Source organism: Rhodococcus sp. O3, assembly GCF_048897285.1.
GTDB lineage: Bacteria > Actinomycetota > Actinomycetes > Mycobacteriales > Mycobacteriaceae > Rhodococcus.
Map to the genome: position 1 here is coordinate 1 of NZ_JBMBTE010000086.1, position 22,725 is coordinate 22,725.

22 protein-coding genes and 1 pseudogene are annotated in these 22,725 nt (G+C 68.6%); 10 read left to right on the top strand and 13 right to left on the bottom strand.

Going from position 1 to position 22,725, the window contains the following annotated elements; all coding sequences use genetic code 11:
* Both ACN675_RS20570 and ACN675_RS20575 read left to right on the top strand, forming a co-directional pair.
* Positions 1-579, top strand: a pseudogene (locus ACN675_RS20570) (hypothetical protein); the annotation flags it as partial.
* 60 nt (positions 580-639) lie between these two features.
* Positions 640-1,122: a hypothetical protein gene (locus tag ACN675_RS20575; protein WP_420752612.1), complete on the top strand. Its 483-nt coding sequence runs from the start codon at positions 640-642 to the stop codon at positions 1,120-1,122.
* Positions 1,123-1,127: 5 nt separating this feature from the next.
* On the opposite strand, the gene ACN675_RS20580 is transcribed toward ACN675_RS20575, so the two are convergent.
* Positions 1,128-1,958 (bottom strand): oxygenase MpaB family protein, encoded by an 831-nt coding sequence (locus ACN675_RS20580; protein WP_420752613.1) that lies wholly within the window; start codon positions 1,956-1,958, stop codon positions 1,128-1,130.
* Positions 1,959-2,121: 163 nt separating this feature from the next.
* On the opposite strand from ACN675_RS20580, the gene ACN675_RS20585 reads away from it, so the two are divergent.
* The 3 genes from ACN675_RS20585 (at position 2,122) to ACN675_RS20595 (ending at position 4,665) form a co-directional block, all read left to right on the top strand.
* Entirely contained in the window at positions 2,122-3,222 is a 1,101-nt protein-coding gene (locus tag ACN675_RS20585; protein WP_420752614.1) for a zinc-binding dehydrogenase, read from the top strand.
* 76 nt (positions 3,223-3,298) lie between these two features.
* Complete coding sequence (locus tag ACN675_RS20590; protein ID WP_420752615.1) at positions 3,299-4,156, top strand: ParA family protein; 858 nt, start codon at positions 3,299-3,301, stop codon at positions 4,154-4,156.
* The gene (locus ACN675_RS20595) at positions 4,153-4,665 is read left to right on the top strand and encodes a hypothetical protein (protein ID WP_420752616.1); all 513 of its coding nucleotides are present in this window, start codon (positions 4,153-4,155) and stop codon (positions 4,663-4,665) included. The genes ACN675_RS20590 and ACN675_RS20595 overlap by 4 nt, the downstream gene beginning before the upstream one ends.
* Positions 4,666-4,674: 9 nt before the next feature.
* Here ACN675_RS20595 and ACN675_RS20600 read toward each other — a convergent pair whose 3' ends face one another.
* Positions 4,675-5,094, bottom strand: a complete 420-nt coding sequence (locus tag ACN675_RS20600; protein ID WP_420752617.1) for a CoA-binding protein — start codon at positions 5,092-5,094, stop codon at positions 4,675-4,677.
* Positions 5,095-5,107: 13 nt separating this feature from the next.
* A complete protein-coding gene (locus ACN675_RS20605) occupies positions 5,108-5,893 on the bottom strand; it encodes a hypothetical protein (protein WP_420752618.1) in 786 nt (261 codons plus the stop codon).
* A gap of 98 nt (positions 5,894-5,991) precedes the next feature.
* Between ACN675_RS20605 and ACN675_RS20610 the strand changes: the two genes are divergently transcribed.
* Together ACN675_RS20610 and ACN675_RS20615 are read left to right on the top strand one after the other, a co-directional pair.
* Positions 5,992-6,849, top strand: a complete 858-nt coding sequence (locus tag ACN675_RS20610) for an enoyl-CoA hydratase-related protein (RefSeq protein ID WP_420752619.1) — start codon at positions 5,992-5,994, stop codon at positions 6,847-6,849.
* A gap of 133 nt (positions 6,850-6,982) precedes the next feature.
* Positions 6,983-7,579 carry a hypothetical protein gene (locus tag ACN675_RS20615; protein ID WP_420752620.1) on the top strand — a complete coding sequence of 199 codons (597 nt, stop codon included), beginning with the start codon at positions 6,983-6,985 and terminating at the stop codon, positions 7,577-7,579.
* A 13-nt stretch (positions 7,580-7,592) separates the two neighbouring features.
* Here the strand turns inward: ACN675_RS20615 and ACN675_RS20620 are convergent, their stop codons facing one another.
* The 4 genes from ACN675_RS20620 to ACN675_RS20635 all read right to left on the bottom strand — a co-directional run bounded on the left by ACN675_RS20620 (position 7,593) and on the right by ACN675_RS20635 (position 10,018).
* On the bottom strand, positions 7,593-7,883 hold the full coding sequence (locus tag ACN675_RS20620; protein ID WP_420752621.1) for a cytochrome C oxidase subunit IV family protein: 291 nt from the start codon (positions 7,881-7,883) through the stop codon (positions 7,593-7,595).
* 4 nt (positions 7,884-7,887) lie between these two features.
* Positions 7,888-8,406, bottom strand: a complete 519-nt coding sequence (locus ACN675_RS20625; protein WP_420752629.1) for a cytochrome c oxidase subunit 3 — start codon at positions 8,404-8,406, stop codon at positions 7,888-7,890.
* Between the two features lie 95 nt (positions 8,407-8,501).
* Entirely contained in the window at positions 8,502-9,263 is a 762-nt protein-coding gene (locus ACN675_RS20630) for a hypothetical protein (RefSeq protein WP_420752622.1), read from the bottom strand.
* Positions 9,260-10,018: a hypothetical protein gene (locus ACN675_RS20635; protein ID WP_420752623.1), complete on the bottom strand. Its 759-nt coding sequence runs from the start codon at positions 10,016-10,018 to the stop codon at positions 9,260-9,262. The genes ACN675_RS20630 and ACN675_RS20635 overlap by 4 nt, the downstream gene beginning before the upstream one ends.
* A 187-nt stretch (positions 10,019-10,205) precedes the next feature.
* Between ACN675_RS20635 and ACN675_RS20640 the strand changes: the two genes are divergently transcribed.
* The 3 genes from ACN675_RS20640 to ACN675_RS20650 all read left to right on the top strand — a co-directional run bounded on the left by ACN675_RS20640 (position 10,206) and on the right by ACN675_RS20650 (position 13,648).
* Positions 10,206-10,808 carry a TetR family transcriptional regulator gene (locus ACN675_RS20640; RefSeq protein WP_420752624.1) on the top strand — a complete coding sequence of 201 codons (603 nt, stop codon included), beginning with the start codon at positions 10,206-10,208 and terminating at the stop codon, positions 10,806-10,808.
* Between the two features lie 118 nt (positions 10,809-10,926).
* Positions 10,927-12,759 (top strand): TerD family protein, encoded by a 1,833-nt coding sequence (locus ACN675_RS20645; RefSeq protein WP_420752625.1) that lies wholly within the window; start codon positions 10,927-10,929, stop codon positions 12,757-12,759.
* A gap of 37 nt (positions 12,760-12,796) precedes the next feature.
* The gene (locus tag ACN675_RS20650; protein ID WP_248675108.1) at positions 12,797-13,648 is read left to right on the top strand and encodes a sulfurtransferase; all 852 of its coding nucleotides are present in this window, start codon (positions 12,797-12,799) and stop codon (positions 13,646-13,648) included.
* Positions 13,649-13,697: 49 nt separating this feature from the next.
* Here the strand turns inward: ACN675_RS20650 and ACN675_RS20655 are convergent, their stop codons facing one another.
* From ACN675_RS20655 to ACN675_RS20680, 6 genes are all read right to left on the bottom strand, one after another.
* Positions 13,698-14,846 carry a DUF3322 domain-containing protein gene (locus ACN675_RS20655; protein ID WP_420752626.1) on the bottom strand — a complete coding sequence of 383 codons (1,149 nt, stop codon included), beginning with the start codon at positions 14,844-14,846 and terminating at the stop codon, positions 13,698-13,700.
* Positions 14,843-18,151, bottom strand: coding sequence for an ATP-binding protein (locus ACN675_RS20660; RefSeq protein WP_420752627.1), 3,309 nt, complete (start codon positions 18,149-18,151; stop codon positions 14,843-14,845). Before ACN675_RS20660 ends, ACN675_RS20655 begins: the two co-directional genes overlap by 4 nt.
* Positions 18,148-18,744 (bottom strand): DUF4194 domain-containing protein, encoded by a 597-nt coding sequence (locus ACN675_RS20665; RefSeq protein WP_197251430.1) that lies wholly within the window; start codon positions 18,742-18,744, stop codon positions 18,148-18,150. Before ACN675_RS20665 ends, ACN675_RS20660 begins: the two co-directional genes overlap by 4 nt.
* Entirely contained in the window at positions 18,744-20,219 is a 1,476-nt protein-coding gene (locus tag ACN675_RS20670) for a DUF3375 domain-containing protein (RefSeq protein ID WP_197251429.1), read from the bottom strand. Before ACN675_RS20670 ends, ACN675_RS20665 begins: the two co-directional genes overlap by 1 nt.
* 122 nt (positions 20,220-20,341) lie before the next feature.
* Entirely contained in the window at positions 20,342-21,286 is a 945-nt protein-coding gene (locus tag ACN675_RS20675; RefSeq protein ID WP_197251428.1) for a YncE family protein, read from the bottom strand.
* Between the two features lie 118 nt (positions 21,287-21,404).
* On the bottom strand, positions 21,405-22,725 hold a 1,321-nt coding region (locus tag ACN675_RS20680; RefSeq protein ID WP_420752628.1), incomplete at its 5' end, for a glycoside hydrolase family 3 C-terminal domain-containing protein.

Consider the following 22,725-nt stretch of genomic DNA (forward strand, 5'->3'; position numbering starts at 1 on the left):
GCCGACGCGCTGTCCCGCCAGGTCCCCGAGGACGACGATCGCTTCGTCGACCGCTACGACACGCTCCTCTTTCTCGCGGGCAGCCTCTACGACCGCATCGAAACGTCCGCGGCGTGGAACTCCGAGCAACTCGTCGTCCAACGCGCGCAGCTGGATCTGGCCGACGAACTCACCCAGATCGCCGTCGACACCGTCGCCCTGCGCGGGTTGCTCGCGGAACTCGCCGACGCGGCACGTACCGCGCCGGCCGCGCGTGCCGGGCTCGAGGTGAGGGCGACAGCGCTGGAGGCGGTGTGGGATCAGCTCGTCGACCGCGTCGCGGCGCTCGCGCGCATCGGTGATCTGCTCACCACGGCGGAGGAGCAGTTGCGTCTCGACCGGATCGCCGAACGTACCGCAAGCCTGGACGAGCGCATCGACCGTCTCATCGGACGCTCGGGGGCTCGCGAATTGTCCGCGGAGAACACGCATTTCGTGGGGGATCAGGTCGACGTCGCGGCCGGCTCGATCCGATCCCTGCAGGCTGCCCTGCGCGGCGACATCGCGGCGCTCACCGCGAGGGAGCGGCCTCCGGTCTGATCGACCGTGGATTTGCGCGGCCCCGGGTGATAGCTTTCTCGCCGTCATGGTGGGGGGCGAGTGACAGGAGTTACCGGAGTGGCGTCGTGCTGGGCGCGGAAGCTGACGATTCTGGGGCTGGCTGCTGTGGCGGCGACGGGAGCAGCCTGCGGTGGCGGTCCGAACACCGTCGAGATCGTGGAGGACCCTGTCCTCGAAACCGCCTTCGAGAAGGTTCTGGCGGACGGGGAGTCCCGCACACTCGGTGAGGTCGCAGAAGCCGCGGGCATCAGCGGATGGGATCGCATGTACTACTTCCGCGTGCCGCTGCTGATGAGCGAGGTGAACCGAAGCATCGGCACCGAGAGCACGATCTGGGAGAACCTGCCCGCCACCGGGGCGGACGGCGTCATCATCTTCCTGTCCGGGAACTCCGTCGTCCGAGCGGTCGTCGACCACGCGCCGAGCCTCGACCTGCACGGCTACGCCACCGCCGATTCGGCCGTGACCGCTGCGCCCGGTGGGGCGCGCGGCACGATCGCCGTCGAAGCCAAGGGCAGATAGCCCGGTCAGAAGACGCGCAGACCCAGGCGCCGACGGGTGCGCATGTCCACGAGGTAGGCCTTCCACAGCAGCGGCCACACGTGCGGGGTCACCCGGTGGATCCGGCGGACCGCACGGAGGTAGCGGTCGAATCGCCGCTGGTCGTCGGCGGTCCAGGGGTAGTGCATGACGTCGCGGAACTCCGGCGGCAGCGCGCCGCGCGTGACCAGTTCGAACGGCGCCCCGAGCGTGCGGTGGATCGCGCGACCCACCCGGCCGAGGCGCACCTCGAGAACGGCGAGATTGCACAGCGCGGTGAGGTATTCGCGCACTTCGTCGTTCATCGAGATCTCCGCCGCTCCCTCCTTCCAGAGCTTCTCGTACTCGGCGCGGGTGGTCGGCCAGGCCTCGGGGCGCACGTTCAACGTTGTCCCGAGGGTGCTGCCGTCGAGCAGGATCCGGTGGTATTCGTCCTCGGCGAGCGGGCCGTAGAGCAGTTCGTGCTGGTCGATGAAGTACTTGAGCAGGCACAGCGCCGCCCATCGCTGCAGCGCGGGGGAGTTGGCGCTGTAGCGCACGGCGGAATCGGGCTCGGAGGTGACACGCGCGTGGATCTTCTTCACGGATTCACGCATGAAGTCGCGGTCGTCCTCGGTGCCGAACACGGCGACGGCCAGGTAGGTGCCGGTGGTGCGGGCACGTTTGACGGGGTGCAGGTCGGCCCGGCCGGAGTCGACCTTGCTGTCGACCACGCCCTGCCCGACGCCGGGGTGAGCGAGTTGCATGATCACGTTGGCCGCGTTGATCGAGCCGCCGAGTGGAGAGACGAGATCTCCGAGTGTGTCGATGGTACGCATACGCCCCCTCCATCTGATTACGACCGTAGTCAGTTGCTTTCCACTGTAGTCCTACAGCGGGGTGGAGGGAATCGGCCAGAGTCCGGCGACTCTTGCCGCCGGGACCGTCGATGTAGTACTAGCGTGAGCGTGTCCGACGACACCGAACGGAAGGCGCCCCGCCGTGAAAGCTGCTGTGTTCGAAGGAAACGCACCGACCCTCGTCGTCGAGGACATCCCGCGCCCTGTCCCGCGTCGCGGGGAGGTCCTGGTGAAGGTCTCCGCGTGCGGGGTGTGCCACACCGACCTGCACGTACTCCGGTCGGAGGTCGCGTTCCCGGTACCCGCGGTCCTCGGGCACGAGGTCTCGGGCACCGTCGCCGAACTCGGTGACGACGTCGAGGGACTCGCGATCGGCGACCCGGTCGTGTGCAGCTTCATCATGCCGTGCGGCACGTGCCGGCACTGCGTGCGCGGCGCCGAGGACCTGTGCGAGAAGTTCTTCGCATACAACCGGCTCGGCGGCACCCTCTACGACGGCGAGACCCGGCTGTCCCGCGCCGACGGCACACCGCTGGCCATGTACTCGATGGGCGGGCTCGCCGAATACTGCGTCGTGCCCGCCACCGACGTGTTCCGTGTCCCCGACGGCGTGGGCCTCGGGGAGGTGTCGATCCTCGGGTGCAGTTCGTTCACCGCGTACGGCGCGGTCGCGAACGTCGCCCAGGTCGTCGTCGGCGACCGCGTCGCCGTGATCGCGGCGGGCGGGGTCGGCTCCAGCATCGTCCAGTTCGCGAAGGCCGCCGGCGCGACGCAGATCATCGCCGTCGACGTCAGCGACGACAAACTCGCCGCCGTCACGAAACTCGGAGCGACGCACACCGTGAACTCGTCGGTCACCGATCCGGTCGAGGCGATCCGCGAGCTGACCGGCGGCACCGGTGTCCGTGTCGCCTTCGAAGCGCTCGGTCGCGCCGACACGTTCGCGACCGCCCTGAACGTCCTCGACGACGGCGGACGCGCCGTCGTGGTGGGCATCGCCCCGGCCGGATCGACCGGTGAGATCGACCTCGCCCGGCTGGTGCGGCGCAAGCTCGAGATCCGCGGCTCCTACGGCGCCCGCGCCCGCACCGACATGCCGGCGCTGCTCGCGATGGTCGCCGCCGGGACCGTCCGTCCCGAGAGCGTGATCACCCGCCGCTACGCGATCGACGACGTCGACGAGGCGTATCGGGCCCTCGGACGCGGGGAGATCGTGGGTCGCGCGATCATCGAGTTCCCCTGACCTGCTCGGAAGCCGCACACCCGCCCCGACGTATAGTTGCCCGCGCAACGAGAGGTTCTTGCGGAGGGAGCGGGTGGTGGCGCGGGTTATCGCGACGATCAACCTGAAGGGCGGCGTCGGGAAAACCACGACGACCGCGGCACTGGCGGAGTTCATGGCCGCCGACTTCGGGCAGCGGGTGCTGCTCATCGACCTCGATCCGCAGACCAACCTGACCACCATGATGGTCGGTGAGGAACGCTGGCAGGAACTCAACGAACTCGGCTGGACCCTCGCGACACTGTTCCGCAAGGCCGTCGACCCGTCGGCGCCCGACTTCGACCTCGAGAAGGCGCTGCAGCGCAACGTCTCGTCCGTCAAGACGGTCAAGGGTGTGGACCTGCTCGCATCGTCGCTCGATCTCATGGACATCCAGGAGGGACTGAGCCACCAGCAGTACGCCGATCCGGTCTCGACCCGACCGATCGAAGTGCTGTCCTCCGCGATCGCCCCGATCGCCGGTGACTACGACTACATCCTCGTGGACTGCCCGCCGAACCTCGGCATGCTCACCCTCAACGGTCTGCGGCTCGCCGACGGATACATCATCCCGACGATCCCGGACATCTTGTCCACCTACGGAATTCCGCAACTCCAGGCTCGCGTGAAGAAGTTCGCCGAGCGGGTCGGTCATCCGATCAAGGAGATCGGGCTGGTCATCACCAAGTACCGCAGTGCATCGAATCTGCACCGCAGCACCATCGAGCGACTGCAGCGCGACGAGAAGACCGCCAACGTCGCACCGTCGTGGATCCCGGAGGCCACGCAGATCGCGCAGTCCGCGGACTTCGTGCCGTACGGCACGCTCAAGCGCAAGTACGGCAACAGCGGACAGTACGACGCACTGCGCATGCTCACCGAGGACGTGCTCATGAATGCGCAGGTCATGCTGTGACCGACATCGACCGCAGCGAAGCCCGACTGCGCCTGCAACTCGGGGAAGCCGGTGCGGCCCTGCTGCGCTTGAGCGAAAGCACCCCGGTCGCCGCGACCGCGTTGATCAAGCTCGTTCAGGTCGTCGCCGACGAGGCCGCTCGCACACCGAGATTCGCGAAGGCGCTCTCCGGTGTCCTTGCGGCGGTAGCAGAACCGGCGAGCCCCCAGCTCGCGCCGGTCGCAGCGACACCGGTCGAGAAGCAACCGGCCGAGAGGAAATCGGTTGCGCGGCGCGGCAAGCGGTCCCCGGGCCCGTTCGACCCGTTCGCGGCGTACCGCACCGATGGTGAGGACGGTCTGCGCGCGCGGCTCGCTCCTCTGGAACTCGAGCAGCTCAAGGACATCGTCGCCGAACACAACATGGATTACGACCGGCTCGCGATGCGGTGGCGCACGGCGTCCAAGCTGCACGACCGGATCGTCGAACGCGTCAAGGCTTCGTCGACCAAGGGCGACGTCTTCCGCTGAACCGCGGTCTCACCTCGAGCCGCGTTTGCGCCACTCGATCGCCGGGCACGTATCCATGACCATCGGGACACCCGCCGCGATCGTCCGGTCGAACGCGTCCTCGTCCACGACGCCGAGCTGGAACCACACCGCCTTCGCGCCGACGTCCACCGCCTGATCCGCAAACTCGCCGGCGGACTCCGAGCGTCGGAACACGTCGACGACGTCGATCGGGAACGGGACGTCCGCGAGCGTCGCGTAGCCCTGCTCGCCGAGCACCGTCGGCGCCGACGGGTGGATCGGCACGATCCGTTTGCCGCGCGACTGCAACAACTCCGCGATCTCGTACGCGGTCCGGCTCGGATCACCCGACAACCCGACGACGGCCCACGTGTCGCACTCGTCGAGCATGAACTCGACGGCATCGGGGTCCTGCCACGAACTGGTCATGGCGGCAAAAATACTAGGGATTCGCCGCCCCTGTCCCCGGTATGCACAGCGGTGGCGCGATCGGAATGCAGAACGGATCCGGAGGCGGTGGGGTGGCAGGACCGTCGGTGAACGCGGCGGTCACGTCGGACGAAAGTTGCTCGGCCGAACCGTAGGTCGACGCGGCGACGACGAAGTCCGGTCCGAACGACGCCGACGCGTGCGCGGAACTGCGATCGTCCGTCCACCCCCACTTGGTGCCGATCACTCCCGGCAGCCGCGCGGTACCGAAGTTCTGGGCGGTTCCGTCCGCCGCCCGATCACCGGCCGAGGACATCGCCGCGAGCACCGGTGATCCGGGGTCGGTCCGAATCTTCGTATCCAGGTAGGTGACCATGTCGTAGGTCGAGGTCGTCGCGGTTCCCCAGTATCCGGAAGCGTAGGAGTCGACCAGCCCGAACTCGGCGATCGTCGCCGCGATCGCGCCCGGGTACTTCGAGGCCAGTCTCTCGGCGATCCCGTCGTGGGACGATCGGATCATCTCGACCGCGGCGTCACGATCCGCGGGATCACCGTGCCGCACGACGTACTCGGCGAGGTAGAGCTTGATGATCGACATCGCCGTGCGGGATTCGTGTTCGTTCGCAGTTCCGGTGCGGGCGCCGGACAGGGGAGCGAACGAGATCTGCGTGCGCGCGGGGGCGCTCACCGTCCCGTCGGGGGCCGGGACAGGTATCGGTGCTGCCCACGCGGACTGAGGTCCCGCCAGGATCGTCATCAGCGCCGCAGCCGTCGCGAACCTCTTCGCCGTCCTGCGCATACAACCGAACACTAGTCCTTCGGACGTCGCGATGGGGACCTACGGGTAGGTTGACGCCGAACACCCGAAGGCTCGAACCTTTGAAAGGATGGTCGCCCGTGTCCGAGACCGGTACCGAGGAATCCGTTGTCGTCGAGCGTGACGGAGCCGTCGCGATCGTGCGTCTGAACCGCCCCGATCGGCTCAACGCGTTCACCACCGAGATGTGCAACCGGCTCCTCGCGGCCTTCGACGAGATCGACGCCGACGACGACGTGCGCGCGGTCGTGCTCACCGGAACCGGTCGGGCGTTCTGCGCCGGCGCGGACCTCGGGGCGGGCGGCGACACGTTCGTTCTCGACGACGATCCCGACACCGGCGGCGCACCCGCCGACACGGGCGGTATGGTCTCGCTGCGGATCTTCCGCTCCACCAAGCCGGTGATCGCCGCGATCAACGGTCCCGCCGCCGGGGTCGGTGTCACCATGACCCTGCCCGCCGACATTCGGATCGCCTCGGACACAGCAAAATTCGGATTCGTGTTCGCGCGCCGCGGGCTGGTACCGGAGGCCTGCTCCACGTGGTTCCTGCCCCGCGTGGTGGGGATCTCCACCGCCGTCGAATGGACGGTCGGCGGCAAGATGGTGCCCGTGGACGAAGCGCTCGCGCGCGGTCTGGTGCGCGAAATCGTCCCGGCCGAGCGCGTTCTCGACCGCGCCCTCGAGGTCGCCCGCGAACTGGTGACCGGGACTGCGCCGGTCTCGGTGGCCCTGACGCGGCAACTGATGTGGCGGATGCTCGGTGCGTCGGGCCCGGAGGTGGCGCACCGTGCCGAGTCCATCGGCATCTACGTCCGCGGCACCTCCGACGACGTGCGCGAAGGCGTCGAGGCGTTCCTCGAGAAGCGGGAACCGCAGTTCCCGAACCGCATCTCCGACGGGCTGCCGGACCTGTTCGGCGAGCACGGCACCGACTGACCACCGATCCGTTCCCGTGTGGGGCCGGATCGAAATTTCGTTCGGTCGGACGATATTCCGGCGCCCGATCGCCTGAGACCATCACGGGATGACCAACCCGGGCCCAGGGCACAACGGATCGGGACGAAGAGCCATGCTGATCGCAGCCCTCGCAGGGGCAGTGGTGGCGACGCTCGTTCTGTCAGTGCTCTACCTGCTCGTTCTCCGGGAGGAACCGGAAGCGCCGGAACCTGTGGCCGCACCGCCGTCGACCGTCACGGTCACCGCTCCCGCCCCGACGGTGACCGTCACCGTGCCCACCTCGGCGGTGCGAATCGTCGCTCCGCCCCCGAGTACCCCGGCCACCACACCGGTGACGACGACATCCCCTCCCGGACCGCCGGCGATCGAGCAGGTCCGGGTGTTCACCGAACGGGGCGGTCGCGGGCACCTGGTCGGACCGGACATGTACCAGGCGACCACCTACGGCACCGCGGGAGTGGTGTTCCGGTGGCGATCCATCGACGAGTCCGGGGGTGAAGTCTGGAACGAGACCTGCCAGGTCGTGTCCACGGTGACCGGCCCCGGCGGCTACAGTCACACCGACCGGAGTGCCGCGTGCTCGGGCCGCGTCCGCGCGCACGAACTGGTCCTCGACGCACCGGGTGACTACACGATCACGACGACGGTGATCGGGCCCGACGGCGCCACCACCGTCGGTACGGCCGGATTCCAGGTGATCCCCGAGTGAGGGTCGCGATCGATCAGATCAGGTAGATCACCAGCACCGCCGCGATCAGCGTGATGAGCCAGCCGTCGGTCGCCCACTGCAACCAGCGCGGCGCCCCGCGCACTTCCATGAAGGTCCGGATGATCAGGCGGCACTTGACGGCGGCCAGCGCGAGGACCAGCACGGTGATCGGCACGCCGGCGCCGACTGCGGTCGACGAATGGCCGGGTGCCAGCCACCACGAGGCGATCGTGATGGCGGTCAGCACGAGCCACGTGGCGGTGATCGTGCGCGTCGAGGTGTCCGGTCGAGCAGTCGTGGTCATCGCCTCACCTCATGACGTAGAGCAGGGCGAAGATGACCACCCAGAGCAGGTCCACCATGTGCCAGTAGACCGCTCCGGATTCGACCATCGACACCCTGCGTCGGGATGGGTTGCGCAGTTCGCGCACGACGACCCCGAGGACGACGAGGCCGATCAGCACGTGCAGCAGGTGGACGCCGGTGAGCACGTAGTAGAACGAGTAGAACATCTCGGAGTTGGTCTGCCCGCCGGTGATCTTCGTGTACCACTCGTAGAACTTCAGCGTCATGAACAGCACGCCGCACGCGCCCGCGGCGTATACCAGCCGGATACCGTGCTCGTGCCGGCCCTGCCGGACCGCGGGGACGCTGAGCGCGACGAACCACGAACTGGTCAGCAGCACAACGGTATTGACCACACCGATGGTCACGTCGAGATGCTGCTGGGCCTCGAGGAAGGCCTCCGGCGTCATCGCCCGGTAGATCATGAAGATGACGAAGTAGCCACCGAAGATGAGCATGTCGCCGAGCACCATGACCCACATGTCGCGATCGCCCGGCAGGTGCCGGCTCGGCGCGGCGGTGCGGGCGGTGTCCGTAGTGGCGGTCCGTGCCGGGACGGGTAACGAACTCGGGCGGTTCATGATGCGGTTTCCTCGGTCCGATTCGGCGAGTAGGCGGGCTCGCGTGCGGTCGCCTGTTTCAGCAGCACCATCAGCGCTCCCAGCCACACGCAGAACACGACGACGGCCAGCCAGAAGGCGATCGATCCGTTCCAGGCGAACGGCCCCGACGCGAAGACGAACATCTGGGTCGCGATCACCTCGGTGACGATCTGCCAGATACTCACGTAGGCAAACCATTTCGGGAAGATGTTGTTGCGGTCGTAGAGGATCGCGATCGCGAGGACCAGATAGGCGGCGGAGAAGCAGCCGAGCGAACCGTTGTAGGACAGCATGCCCAGGTCGTAGAGCAGGCCGACGAGTTCGGGATCGCGGTCGGGCCGGAAGGTCGCGGTGAGGAAGCACGCGGCGACGAGCAGGAAGCCGGGCAGCGCGCCGACCGCCATGCCGCCGATGTAGCCGTAGGCGAAGACGGAACCGACCGACATGCGGGTCATGTGATAGGCGACCAATCCGTTGGTGATCGCGGCGCCGCCGAGCAGCACGAGCAGCAGGCAGAATCCGATCTGGATCGTGGTGTGGTGTTGCGCGAAGAACTCGACCTTCTGCGCGGTCGACACGTCCGGCCGCGGCGGTGGCGTCACCCGCGTCAGCAGGCAGATGATCACGCCGAACGCGGCGTAGAAGCCAGGGAAGATCCAGTACACGAACCAGACGTCGGGTCTGCCGCCGCGTGCCGGCTGCGGCGTGACGTCGCGGCGCGGGGTCAGGGTGCTCATCGGATCAGGCCTTCGGCTCGGATGAGGCCTTCGGCGCGGGCTTGCCGGCGCAGTGTCCGGCGCAGCACGAAGAACATCACGATCATGAACAGGGCGAATGCGCCGTTGCGCAACCAGAACGACAGCAGTCCGTCCCACGCCAGCGGTCCGGTCTGCACGACCGCGGCACCCGCCGCCGGGATCATCGCGACCGCGGTCGACAGCGAGTAGTGCCCCACCCAGCGCGGGAACACCGGGTCGGGTCCGTTGTCGAAGTAGATCGCGGCCGCCAGCAGAAGGAACTGGCTGACCACCATGCCGATCGGGGCGATGAACACGATCCACGCGAGGTCGTTGAGGAGCATCACCAGTTCGGGGTCGCGTTCCGGGCGGAACGCGGCGACGAGGAAGAAGATGTTCGACAGCGCGAAGATCGTTGCGCCGCTGACGATCGCGGTGAGGTAGCAGTAGGCGAACACGTGACTCTGCCGCATGCGTTTCATCTGGACCACGATCACCGTGAACAGCGGCAGGATCATGATCCCGCACAGGTTGAACGTGACCATGCTGAACCGGATCCACGCGGTGTTCTCCCGATAGAACGCGGCGACCTCGTCGGCGGGCAGGGTGGGGGACATCGGGGGCCGGAAGCCGGGAAACGCCAGGCACGCCACCAGCAGCACGGCCGCGACCGCGGGTCCGGTCCACAGGCTCACCCGCTGCGCCTTGACGTTGCCCGCGGCGGGGGAGTCCTGGGCTTGTTCGAGTATCTGCACCGCAACCTCCACAGACTGACTTCAGTCGATTCGTGCGCGAGCCGCCCGACGGGCTTCCGGTGAACGGTAACCTGCGATCGACCTCTGTGGAAGAGGGTTTCTGAGTTGAGTCAGTTTTTCTCCACTGTCGTAAACTCGCCGCAGAGTCAGAACGATCAGCCCGAGGGTGGGCGGAAACGGGTTGTGGATGGTGACGAGCAAACCGCAGACGCGCGGTTCGAAGGGCCTTCAGACGCGGGAGCGGCTGCTCGGGGCTGCGATCGCGGAGTTCAAGCGCGACGGTATGGCGGCGGCCGACACCGGAGCGATCGTCGCCGCCGCAGGCGTCGCCCACGGCACGTTCTTCTTCCATTTCCCGACAAAGGAACACGTCCTGCTCGAGCTCGAGAAGCGCGAGGAGGAGCGCATGGCAGCCGAGCTCGAGCGGTTCTTCGCGACCGGGCACGGTGTGCGCGACACCCTCGCCGAAGCCGTCCGCATCCTGAAGGCGCTCGAGCGGCGCCTCGGCAACAAGCTGTTCAAAGACTTTCTGGCCCTGCATTTTTCCACCAAGCGACCGCCGTCCGAGGAGTGGCCGCACCATCCGGTGATCGTGGCGTTCGTCGACGAATTCGCGCGCGCACAGGAACGGGGCGAGATCCCCGCCGAGGTCGACACGTTCCACAACGCGGTCTCGTTCCTCGTCGGTCTCTACGCCCTGCTCATCACGATGCCCGACTCGGACGAGATCCGGACCCCGTTCATCGACCAGTACCTCACCACCTACATGTACGGGCTGCGGGCCGTATAGAGCGGAACTCCGGCCCGGGAAGTCCGGCGGCGGGGGTGGCGCCGATCGTGTCGGACCGTCGGGCCAGAATGTCCCCACGTGCCGGGGTGCAGCCCGGCCGGGGACGACCGGAGGAAACGTGATCGATACGCACACGACGACACTGCCGCGCGACCACCGGTGGGTCGTCGTCGACGTCGAGACCTCGGGCCTGCGTCCCAACGCCCATCGCGTGCTCAGCGTCGCCGCGCTGGTCCTGGGCGAGGACGGCACCGTCGAGCGTGAGTTCTCCACCCTCGTGAACCCGGACTGCGATCCCGGTCCCGTCCACGTGCACAACCTGACCCGCGAACGGCTCGCGGGCGCGCCGCGATTCGAGGACATCTCCCGCGACCTCGCCGAGGTCCTCGACGGCGGCACCCTCGTCGCCCACAACGCAACGTTCGACTACGGCTTCCTCGACGCCGAGTTCCGCCGCGCCGGAACGTCACTGCCCATGCAGAAGCGGCTGTGCACGATGGCGCTGTCGCGGCGCCTCGAACTCGACGTCCCCAACTTCCGCCTGTCCACCCTCGCGCAGCACTGGCGGGTGCAGCAGCTGCAGGAACACGACGCCTACGACGACGCGCGCGTCCTGTCCGAGGTGTTCGTGCACAGCGCCGCGCTCGCGGACAGCCTGCAACTGCCGCTGCCCGTCGTGAACTGCCGCAACCGCAAAGCCGTCTACCCGGATTCGGTGCAGCGCGTGGCGTGCGACTGGCAGAACCCGGGCCGGCTCACCGACGCCGGGCTCGTGCAGGGCATGAAGGTCGTGATCAGCGGCTCGACCACCACCCCACGCCTGACGCTCGCATCCCGCATGACCGACGCCGGCCTCGACGTGATGAATCAGGTCAGCCGCCAGACCAGCGTGCTGGTGTGCAACGACCGGATGGTGCAGACCGGCAAGGTCCGGAAGGCCATGGCCCTCGACATCCCCATCATCGACGAACCGCAACTCGAACGGCTGCTCGCCGAGGTACGGCCCGGTGTCCCGAAGGTCGCGACCGTCATCGACGTGGTGCCGCAACCCGTCGCGCATATCGAAACACCGATCGTCATCCAGCAGCCCGCAGAACCGGTCAAGGCTCCGGCCCCGACATGGACGCTTGCCGGGCAGAAGCCGAAACTGTGGTCGGGTCGCCGCGTGCTGCTGCTCGGCGGCACGCATCTCGACGGGGTGCTCATGCGCTCGCGCATCACCCAGCTCGGCGCCCGGCCCGCGCTCAACTTCACCGCCGCGGTCACCGACGTGCTCGTCCTCGACGGCGGCCACGACGACAAGCGCATGCCGCGAGTCACCGCGAGGCAACTCCCGGTCCTGACCCGCGACGACGTCGACGCCGCGCTCGAGCGGGGCGTCGTGCCGCCGCACATGCGCCTCGAAGCGCAACTGTCCGCACCCGTGCTGGCCCGCGGCGAGGTCATCGACCTGCCCGCGAAGAACACGTCGTGGGCGGTGAACGTCGCGTGGAAGGCCGAGGCCGTCGGCGACGAGTACGACGTGGACGTCGTCGCGTTCCTGCTCGGACCGGACGACAAGGTCGACACCGACGACGATTTCGTGTTCTACAACAACCCCCTCGTCGACGACGGTGTCGTCGAGCTGACCGTCGACGGGCCCAGCGAACAGTGCGTGCGCCTTGACCTCGCCGGGCTCCCCGAGGACTGCCACCGCGTCGCGATCGCCGCCGCGATCGACGGCGACCGCACCTTCGGCGAGCTGGGGGCCGTGTCGGTGAGCATCGACGGCGACGACACCACCGCCGCGACGTTCGTCCTCGACGCCGGCACCACCGAACGCACGATGGTGCTCACCGAGATCTACCGCCGCGCCGGCAAGTGGCGGGTGCGCGCGGTCGGGCAGGGCTACGACGACGGCCTCGCCGCGCTGGTCGCCCGGTACGGCGTCGAGGTCGACGAGGAAGATTGACCCCGAGCCCCGACCTCTTCGACCGACAGGACACGCCATGACCCTGGTCTCCGCGACAGAACTCGCCGACCTCCTCGCCTCGGACGAACCCGTCCGCGTCCTGGACGTCCGGTGGTCACTTGCCGAACCGGACGGCCGCGCCGCGTACGCCGCCGGGCACATCCCCGGTGCCGTCTACGTCGATCTCGAATCCGACCTCAGCGACCACACCGTGCCCGGTCGCGGCCGGCACCCGCTGCCGTCCGCCGACGCACTCGAGGCAGCGTTGCGCCGGTGGGGTGTCGACAACGGCGACACCGTCGTCGTCTACGACGACTGGAACCGCGCCGGGTCGGCCCGCGCCTGGTGGCTGCTGCGTGCCGCCGGGCTCGAGGACGTGCGCATTCTCGACGGGGGATGGGCGGCGTGGCGTGCGGCCGGAGGAGCGGAAAGCACGGAAGCGGTTCGGCCGCAGTGCGGTTCGATCACACTCGGACGCAGGGACTTCTACGCGGGCGCGCTCGCAACCCTCACCGCCTCGGAATCGGCGGACCTGGCCCGGGCCGGTGTGCTGCTCGACGCCCGCGCCCCCGAACGTTTCCGCGGCGAGGTCGAACCGATCGACCCGGTCGCCGGGCACATCCCGGGTGCGGCGAACCTGCCGTCCACGGCGCTGCTCGGGGAGGACGGCAGGTTCGCGCCCGCCGACGACCTGCGCGCGTTGTTCGCGGCGCACGGCGTCGACGGCGAACGCGGCGCCGGCACCTACTGTGGGTCCGGGGTCACCGCCGCGGTGGTCGTCGCCGCGGCCGAGGTCGCGGGCATCGATCTCGCGCTGTTCCCCGGTTCGTGGTCGCAGTGGTCGTCGGATCCGACCAACCCCGTCGAAACGGGCCCTGCGACCGTCTGAACAACCTCCCGAATGCCGCCTCCTCCCACGGTGTGGTGGCTCGGCCCGGTCAGACCGAAAACTGGCTCCCATCGCCCGGCAGTCGGTCGAGAACGTACGGCCACGGGAGCCGCTCCTGTTCGATCCGCAGGTTTTCGGCCCGGACCAGGTCGAAAGCCGCGCGTTCGGATTCGGTCAGGTGCTCGGGGACGTTCGAGTTCGGGGTCGGCTCGGGCACGCCCAGGTGCCGCCAGTTCTCGACGGTCACCGGGTCCATCAGCAGGCTGCGCACGTTCGGCAGGTGCCGGCGGAATCGGTCGAGGATCGCGAACCCGTGCGTATCGAGATCACCCCAATACACGACGTCCGACGCGGCGAGCCACGGCACGTCCGCGAGTTCGTGCACCGAATAACCGGCGCCGTGCAGCGCAACCGTCGACGCCAGGTCCGGCAGCGCGTGCAGGCCTTCCTTGTTCTCCAGCACGAGTGTGATCGCCGGGTGTAGCGGGAGCGCGGCGAGTTCGGCGAGCGGTGTCGCGAAGATGCGGGGCGCCGCCGGCAGCAGCGAGCGGTCGCACACCGCGACCTCGCACATGCGCGGCAGTGAGCGTACGCCCAGGTCGCGGTCGCCGCGGACTCCGTCGAGCAGTGTCTCGACCAGACCGCGGTGCCGCGACACCCATTTCGTGTCGACCCCCGGCACCGGAAGCTGACGAATGAACATCCCCGATGCGGGATGATCGGCCAGCCACCGCACCACCGCGACGAGCGTGGCGAAGTCCTGCTCCTCCAAATCCATCCAGCGGGTGTGGGTCGACGCGACCGCGGCGGCCAGCGTCGGGGTGCCGGGACCGAGTCCGGTGACGAGCCGCCGCTGCCGCATCCCGAGCAGTGCCCACTCCGAGGCGCGTCCCGCCGCGGCCGCGATCTCGGAGGCCGACGACAACACCAGTCGCACCGGAACCTGCTGGGTGCCGAAGTCGCGCCAGCGGCGGGATTCCCAGTCGACGCGCCCCGGACCGGAATACCGGTGCCACTCGCGTACCCACGCGACCGCGGCGTCGGGGTCGTCCGCCACCCGCACCTCGGACGGCGGATGCAGCGCGATCGACAGCGCATCGGACTCGGCCGCAACGGGATCGGCAATCCAGCGTGCCCGCCGGTTCCGGTACGCGGCCAGTGCCTTGGCGCTCACCGCGTCGGGTGGCACCCACTTCACTCCGTGTCCTCGGCGCCGTCACGGATCGGCAGCAACGCCAACTGCGAGTACCGCTTGTCTCGGATGCTCACTGACGCGACACCGTCGATGTAGTCGTCGAGAGTCTGCAGCAGCTTGAGCGGGGTCGCGAGCACCATGTGAAAACCGAACTGGGTGAACACATCCAGTGCGCGCCGGGTGTATGCCGGGTCGGCGCGGTCGAACGCCTCGTCGAGGATCACCGTGCCGTACCGCGGGAGTTCGTCGCCGTCCGCCGCCAGCTGATAGCGCAAGGCCGCGGCGAGACAGAAGAACACCAGCTTCTGTGCCTGCCCGCCCGACAATCCCGAACTCGAATCGTGGTAGTTCGCGTCGTTGCCCTCCGAATCGACCTCGACGCCGATGAATCCGACGTGCAGCCGGGTGTCGAGCACGAGGCGCTTCCACCGGAGGTCCGCGGGTTCGCCCGAGTCGAGGCGCTCGAGCACAGCCGCCATCTGCTCGAATCGGAGTTCGGCTTCGCCGCGATCCTCCTCCTTCCAGGACCCGCTCGTGATTCGCACCAGCTCGGCGAGGAACTCCGAGGCGGCGGGGGAGCGGCGGTCCTTCACATCGATGCGCAGGATCCGATCGGTGTCGAACGGGGAGCGGCGCAGCGACTCGTTCACCGGTTCGATGCGCGAACGGATCTCGCCGGGAGCCTTGCGGATCGCCCGCGCGAGCTCACCGATGTTCCGATGCGACTGTTCGCGCAACAGCCGGAAGAATTCGTCCTCGTAGGCGGGCAGATTGTCGGAACGCAGCCGGGCCAGGACGGCGATCGCGTCGTCGACGTATTCGGCGTCGGGACGCATCTCGGCCCGCCGCGCCTCCCATTCGGCGAGGTACGCCGTGAGAATCCGCGTGATGTGCTGTTCGGCATCGGCCGTGGCGCGCTGGGCCGCGCGCAACTCGTCGCTGATGGCCCGGCCCACTGTGCTCAGAGTGCGGTCGACGTTGTCGGCGGTGACGCGTCGTACCGAGGCGGCGAAGCGCGCGCGGATCCGGGCGGCGACGACGTCCGGGACGGTGCCACCGATGTGGGTGCGCGCGTCGTCGAGGCGCTGCTGTACCGCGGCGAGTTCGTCGCGGTGCTGGTCGAGTTTGGCGCGGGCGGCGGTGTGGGCCTGCCGCGCGGCCCGGTCCTCGGCCTGGGCGCGTTCCAGTTCGGCGGTGAGGGTCGTGTACTCGGTGTTGTCCTGCATCCAGTCCTGCAGCCGGGTATCGATCGCGTCGAGTGCCCGATGGGCCGATTCGACATCGATTTCCGCCCAGGAGGATTCGCGGATCGCCGCGCCGGACTGGCGGCGTTGCTGCACATTGTCCTCGGACTGTTCGAGCGCCTTCTGCCGTCGTTCCAGACCGGCGATGTCCCCTTCGACGGTGTCGATGCGTCCGCGCAGATCGATCAGCTTGGCCTCGTTGTCGAAGCCCAGTACCCACCGGCTGCGATCGTCGATGCGGCGCCGGTCGTCCTTCTCGTGACGGTCGGGTCCGTGTTTGACCTGCCCGGCCCGGGTGACACCGCGGGAGACGCGGCGCAGATCGTCGGCGGTGTCCACGCACACGTAGTCGAACCGCTCGGCAAGATGGTGACACACCCACGCGGTGAGCGACCCGGCGCGCACATCGAGCTTGCGGACCAGGGAATTCTCGGCGGTGGCGGGCGTGTCGGGTGGCGTGGCGGCGGCGCGCACCCGCCGGTACACCAGCCGTGCGCCCAGGTGATGCGCGTCGACCGCGGCGGCCACGCGCGGATAGAACTCGTCGGGCACCAGCAGGGTCCGGCCGAATCCGCCGAGTACGCGCTCGATCGGCCCGGTCCACGCGGCATCCTCGCGACGGACCTCGAGCAGTTCGCCGGCGAAATGCAGCGCGTCCTCCCCGAGGCCGGCGGCCGAGCACACCAGCTCGCGGGCGCGCAGCAGTTCGGGGTCGAGGTTGGACCGTCGCCGCGCCAGCACCTCCCGGTCGGCGACGAGTTCGCGCAGGCGTTTGCGGTGCTCGGCGAGTGTGCTCGCCACCTCGTACAGCTCGCGGCGGCGGGTGTCGGCCTGGGCGTCGAGTTCGCGGAGTTCGGTCTCGATCTGTGCCTGCAGGTGTGCGAATTCCTCGGCTGTGCTCGGCACCTGTGCCTCCCACGGCCCGAGTGATGCTTCGAACCGACTGCGCTGCTTGGTGATCCGTGCAATGTCGGTCTCCGCTGCCGCCCGTTGGGTGCGCAGCGTGGCGAGCCTGCCGTCGCCCGCGCTTTCCACCCGCACCCGAAGATCGAGGGTGCGTTCGGCAGCACGGTCGGCTTCGGCGGCGGTCTTGTCGGCAGCGGCCAGCAACAGCCCGGTCTGCGCCTTGGCTTCCTCCAGCTTGTCCTCGAGCAGGTCGACGGTCAGCGCGGCGTGGACGGCGTCGAGATGGTCGGACTCGTCCTGGAGTTCGCGCTGCGCCCGCAGTCCGCCGTTGCGGGTGGCGGCGAGATCCACGAGAGGGTCGAGGGTCTGCACCTGCCGGCGCGCATCGACGACGACTCGGTGTGCTTCCCGCAGATCGCGGAACTGGGTGGTGGCTCGCTCCGCCATCGCGAACGTGCCCGGTTCGTCGAGCATGTAGTCGCGCAGCAGCTGATCGAGGCTGTTCAGGCCTTTCGCCGACAACGTGCGGTGCAGCAGACGCTGCGCAGCTTCCGACGAGATGCCAAGCCTGGACCGGAACGCGCGGGCGAACGGCGCGTAGGTGGGATTGACCACGGCATCGGGCCACTGTTTGCGGATCGCGCGAGTGTCGATCCCCCGTGCGACGAACGGCTCGAATTCGGTCAGGTCGACGTCGATGTCGAGGATCAGATGCAGATGTGACACGTCGTTGTTCGTATTGGCGCCGCGTCGTAAGTGCATGAGCTTGACCAGCGTGACCGGAGCGGTGGTGTCGCCGGTGCGGTAGGTGAGTGCGACGGCGCTCCACGTCGCCCCGGGCCGCAGATACGACGCGGTGAGCGAATCGGTGTCGGCGGACGCCTCGCGCCGCCACGCACCGCGGATGTAGCTGACGAAGTTGCGGCCCGAGCCGGCCGCGGATTCCTGTGCGGCGGCGTTGAATCGGACATTGCCCGCGGGCATGAGCACCGTCGAGATCGCGTCGATCAGCGTGGACTTGCCCGATCCGGAAGCGCCGGTGATGAGGAAACCCTTGCGCGCCACCGGAATATCGTGGTGCCCGTGCAAGGTTCCCCAGTTCACGACCTGCACGCGTGCGAGGCGGAACTGGGTGGGGTGGATCGGCTCGCCGGTCACATCGGGCTCCCTTCGACGATGCGCCGGAACTCCGCTTCGACGGCCGCGACCTGATCCGCATCGAACAACTGCCGTAGCACCGGTGACACCTCCATGCGACCTTCCGTGGATGTCGACGCCAGCAGCGAGTACTTCTTCAGCTTCTCCCACGACGAATGCACCCGTCGCCGGAAACCGGCCGGATCGGTGCTCGTCGCCCCGCGATACATCTCCAGCTGGGCGGTGACCTCGTCGAAGTCGACGATCACCCGCTCGCCCGGTTGTGCCCGCAACAACCGGTGGCGCAGCGCCAGCACCATGGCGGTGTCCATGAACGTCAGCCGTTCGGTGCGCAGCACCGTGGGGGTCTTGTGGTCGCCGGTGTCGGCCGGACGGGTGAAGGCCAGCAGGTCGTTCTCGTCGACGACGAGGTCGAGGAACACGTCGGCGAGCCGTGAGCGCAGCACCCGTTCGTCCCGGATGATCGTCCGCCAGATCTCGGGGTGCTTCTCCGCGGTGACCAGTGGCCCCTTCAGCAGCTGCACCAGGGCACGGCGGGTTTCGAGGCCGAGCTCGCCGGTGTCGCCGGGGTAGAGCGGGATCGATTCGGTCATCAGGCGTCCTCTTGCGGGAGTGCGAACGCAGCGTCGGTCGGGTCGAACAGGTAGCGACGGATCGACGCGATCCGGACATTGCCGCGCGGTGAAGTCCACGAGATGTCCTCGGTGCCGTCCATGGGATGTCCGTGCTCTGCCGCCAGCACCAGAAGTCCGACGGCACTCGCCAGTCCCTGCGTCGCGGGATGATCCTGCAGGACGTCGCCGATCGTGGCGCGGCCACGCGCACCCAGCGTCGCAGCGACGTTCCCGGCCAGCTCGTCCAGGTCGATCTCCGACTCGCGGACGATGCGGCGCAGTTCGTCGAGGTCGACCTCACCGGCCGGCTGCGATACCACCGGCTCGGCCACCAGGTCGTCGGCGGGATTGTGCAGCTGCAGTGCGGCCACCGAGTCGATGCTCATGCCGATCCGGACCAGTTCGAGGTCGAGCAGGTCGTAGGGCTTGCGGCGCCGTGCCACCTCCAATGCCTGCTGCTGAGCCGAGCGCAACAGCCGCTGCAGCCGCCGATGCTCCTCGTAGTGGCGGGACTGCACGAAATGGCGTAGCGACCGCGACAACGAGGTCATCGTTGCGTGCACCTCGCTGCCCGAGGTCTCCATCTCGGTGAGCAGCGACCTGAACCGGCGCCGCTCGGCGAGGTCGAGCAGCTGCGCGAACGACCGCTGCAGCACCACCTCGATCCATGCGTCGAGCTGGGAGGAGCGCTCCGGATCGATGATCATGTCGTAGAACCCGGTGAAGCTGCGCCCGGCGTCGGAGTTGCCGATCAGATCGACGCCCCGGAACACCTCCCCGAGGGTATCGCCGCGGTCGCCCTCGTCGTCGAGGATGCGGGCGCGCAGCTCCCGGTTGAGGGAGTCGAGCTCGGCGCGCACCCGCGCGAAGTCGCCCGGGATCTCCCCGGCGAGCGCGAGGATCTCCTTCGCCCGTTCCGCGGCGCGGGTGCCGTCCAGGACCGGGAAATCCCCGGATTCGACGGCGGCGATCTGCCGGTCCAGCGCGTCGCGTTCGGCGCGCAGCGCTGCCAACCGCGACTCGCTGCGGGGATCGGAATCGCGGGCCAGTGCCTGCAGCTGGCTGGACAGGGTCGTCAGCCGCGACTCGGTCACCGAACTGGTCGTACTCGTCAATCCGGACACGAAGGCGAGCGCGGCGAACGTCGACTCGGTCGGTTCGAGGGTTTCCTCGCGCGAGTCTGTGCTCGGCCGGCGCAGCAGGTAGCCGGCGCGCACCCAGTCCGCGCAGTAGGCCTGACCGGTGCGTGGCAGATCGAAACCTTCGTCGCGCAGTTCCTGGAGATCGGTGTCGAGCAACTCGAACAGTTCGGGGGCCGGGAGCCGCCGCGTCCCATGGTCGAAATGCCGGGCCAGCAGTGCGAGGACCACGGCGGCGTTGTCCGCCCGCAGCAGCGACCATGCCTGGTGATCGCGCTGCAAGCGGACCAGGCGATGGACATCGGCTGTGGTCACGGAACTCCCCTCGGTGTCGAGTGCAAGCCCATGCTGGCACACCGCACCGACACGGTCCGGGTGGAACTGTCGCCGATCGACCTGCCTGCACCGGCGGGCCGCCTTGCGCTCGCGTCGTGCGCTCAGTGCGGCGCTTCGGCGGGTTCGATCACCGAGATGCTGTGGGAGTGGCTGTCGGACGTGTAGACATGGTGCGTCGCGGGGTCGACGACGGGGCTGCGCGGAGCATCGCCGACCCGATGGGTCCGCACCAATTCCATTGATTCCAGGTCTATTTCGGAGACGGTGTCGCTGCTGAAGTTCGTAATGTACAGCGTCTGCCGTGCGGGGTCGATCGCCGAGTCGCCCCCGCCCTCGAAGTCGACGGGGTACGGGCCGGTGACGGTGCCGGTGGCGGGGTCGATGACCGAGATCGTCTCGTCGTACCGATTGACGACGTAGATCGTCGGACCGGCCGGGTCGAGGACGAGGTCGGGGGAGCGACCGACGGTGATCTCGGTGATCACGCCGCCGGTGGCGATGTCGACGACGGCGACCTTGCCTCCGACCCAGTCGTGTTCACCGGCGATCGGAATCGGAACGTACAGACGTCCCGCGATCACGGCGAATCCCCGGGAGATCTCCGGGAACTCGTTGTCGATGCGGAAGTTCGAGGTGACGACCCTGCGGTCCGCGTCGATCACGGTGAATTCGTCCCCGGTCATCACGTACAGCGTGGGAGCCGACGGATCGGCTCGCACGGCCCACGGTTCCTTCCCGACCGGAATCGTGGCCGTGACGGCCCGGGTCCGGGTGTCGACGACGGAGACGGTGCGCAGGGCGTAATTGGCGACGTAGAGTTCGTGACGATCCGGCGCGATCGCTACCGCGCTCGCATTCGTGACGCTGGGAATCGTCGCCGCCACATCGCCGCGCGCCGGATCGACGACGTCGATCGTGCTGTCGCCACCGACACCGCGCCGCGTCACGACGTAGATCGTGTGCGTTTCCGGGTCGATCGCCATCGACCCGGGTTTCCGGTCGTCGAGCGCGATACTCGGCTCCGGTAGCGCTGCTTCATCCGCCACGGACATTCCCCCACATCATCGAGTGAAAACGCCGGCCCCCACCGGCGCCGCCCACTCAATCACATTGGGGCGGTGGCGAACAATCGCCCGAACGATCCACACGTTTCACACGGCGCACTCACCGAGCGGCGTTGGCGGCGTCGATCAGTTGCCGAAGCCGGTCGCGATCGAACTTTTCGCCGAGGAACCCGACCATCCGGCTCAGCGGCATCGATTCGGCCATCTTCAGCACGCTCTCGTCCAGCACCGGAGCCGCGCCACCGTCGCCCGCCCCGGTGATGGATGCGAACGCCTCCATGACGAGCCCGGCCGCGACCGGGTTCGCGAGGACCTCACCGATCGACGACTCCAGCGACAGCGGCAGCTGCACCTCGTCGCCGGTCACCTCGACCGTGCACACGGCGCGGATGTCCCGGCTCGAGGCCCCCACCTCGACGGTGTAGGTGCCGCCCTCGACGACCCAGGCGTCGACGCGGGTGTCCCAGTAGGCGAGGTCGGCGCGGCGCACCGGGATCCGGACCTCCCGGGACTCGCCCGCGGCGAGGTGTACCTTCGCGAAGCCCTTCAGTTCGCGCGGCGCCCGCGTCATCGCGGAATCCGGCAGGCTCACGTAGACCTGCACGACCTCGGCGCCGTCCCGGTCACCCGTATTGGTGACGGTGACCGTGACGGTCAGGTCGCCGCCCCCGGTCCCCTCGGCACTACCGGTCACCTCGGCATTACCGGTCACCACAGCGTCGCCGTAGTCGAAGGTGGTGTAGGACAAGCCGAACCCGAACGGGTACGACACCTCGAGCTGCCGGGCGTCGTACCAGCGGTAGCCGACGTGCAGGCCCTCGCCGTAGCGGACGTGGCCGTGCTCGCCGGGGAAGTTCCCGTGCGCGGCGGTGTCCTCGAGCCGCACCGGGACGGTCTCGGCGAGCCGCGCCGACGGATTGACCACCCCGTAGAGCACGTCGGCGACTCCGCCGCCGCCCGCCTGCCCGAGCAGCCAGCCCTCGACGATGGCGGGCACCCGGTCCGCGAAACCGGAGAGCCGCACCACGCCCCCGTTGGACAGCACGACGACGGTGTTCGGATTCGCCGCGACCACCGCGTCGAGCAGCTCGCGTTGCGAGGCGGGCAGTTCCAGGTCCTCGCGGTCGAAGCCTTCCGATTCCAGCTCGGCGGGCACCCCGAGGAACAGCAGCACCGTGTCCGCGGCGGACGCCACCGCGGTCGCTTCGGCGGTCAGCTCCGACGCCCCGGAACCCTCGGCGGAGTAGCCCGCCGCGAACGGCACCTCGACGGTCGCGAGCGCCCGGATCTCGTCGAGCGCGTTGTCCAGCCGCGTCGGGTTGATCCGTGACGATCCCGCACCCTGGTAGCGCGGGGTGCGGGCGAGTTCGCCGATCACCGCGACCTTCGCGTCCGGGGCGAGGGGCAGCAGGCCACCCTCG

Excerpts from the sequence above, each read along its gene's own strand:
- ACN675_RS20580 (WP_420752613.1), bottom strand. The coding sequence starts at position 1,958 with ATGCGTACCATCGACACACTCGGAGATCTCGTCTCTCCACTCGGCGGC.
- ACN675_RS20600 (WP_420752617.1), bottom strand. The coding sequence starts at position 5,094 with ATGACCAGTTCGTGGCAGGACCCCGATGCCGTCGAGTTCATGCTCGAC.
- ACN675_RS20605 (WP_420752618.1), bottom strand. The coding sequence starts at position 5,893 with ATGCGCAGGACGGCGAAGAGGTTCGCGACGGCTGCGGCGCTGATGACG.
- ACN675_RS20615 (WP_420752620.1), top strand. The coding sequence starts at position 6,983 with ATGCTGATCGCAGCCCTCGCAGGGGCAGTGGTGGCGACGCTCGTTCTG.
- ACN675_RS20620 (WP_420752621.1), bottom strand. The coding sequence starts at position 7,883 with ATGACCACGACTGCTCGACCGGACACCTCGACGCGCACGATCACCGCC.
- ACN675_RS20625 (WP_420752629.1), bottom strand. The coding sequence starts at position 8,406 with ATGTGGGTCATGGTGCTCGGCGACATGCTCATCTTCGGTGGCTACTTC.
- ACN675_RS20630 (WP_420752622.1), bottom strand. The coding sequence starts at position 9,263 with ATGAGCACCCTGACCCCGCGCCGCGACGTCACGCCGCAGCCGGCACGC.
- ACN675_RS20640 (WP_420752624.1), top strand. The coding sequence starts at position 10,206 with ATGGTGACGAGCAAACCGCAGACGCGCGGTTCGAAGGGCCTTCAGACG.
- ACN675_RS20650 (WP_248675108.1), top strand. The coding sequence starts at position 12,797 with ATGACCCTGGTCTCCGCGACAGAACTCGCCGACCTCCTCGCCTCGGAC.
- ACN675_RS20665 (WP_197251430.1), bottom strand. The coding sequence starts at position 18,744 with ATGACCGAATCGATCCCGCTCTACCCCGGCGACACCGGCGAGCTCGGC.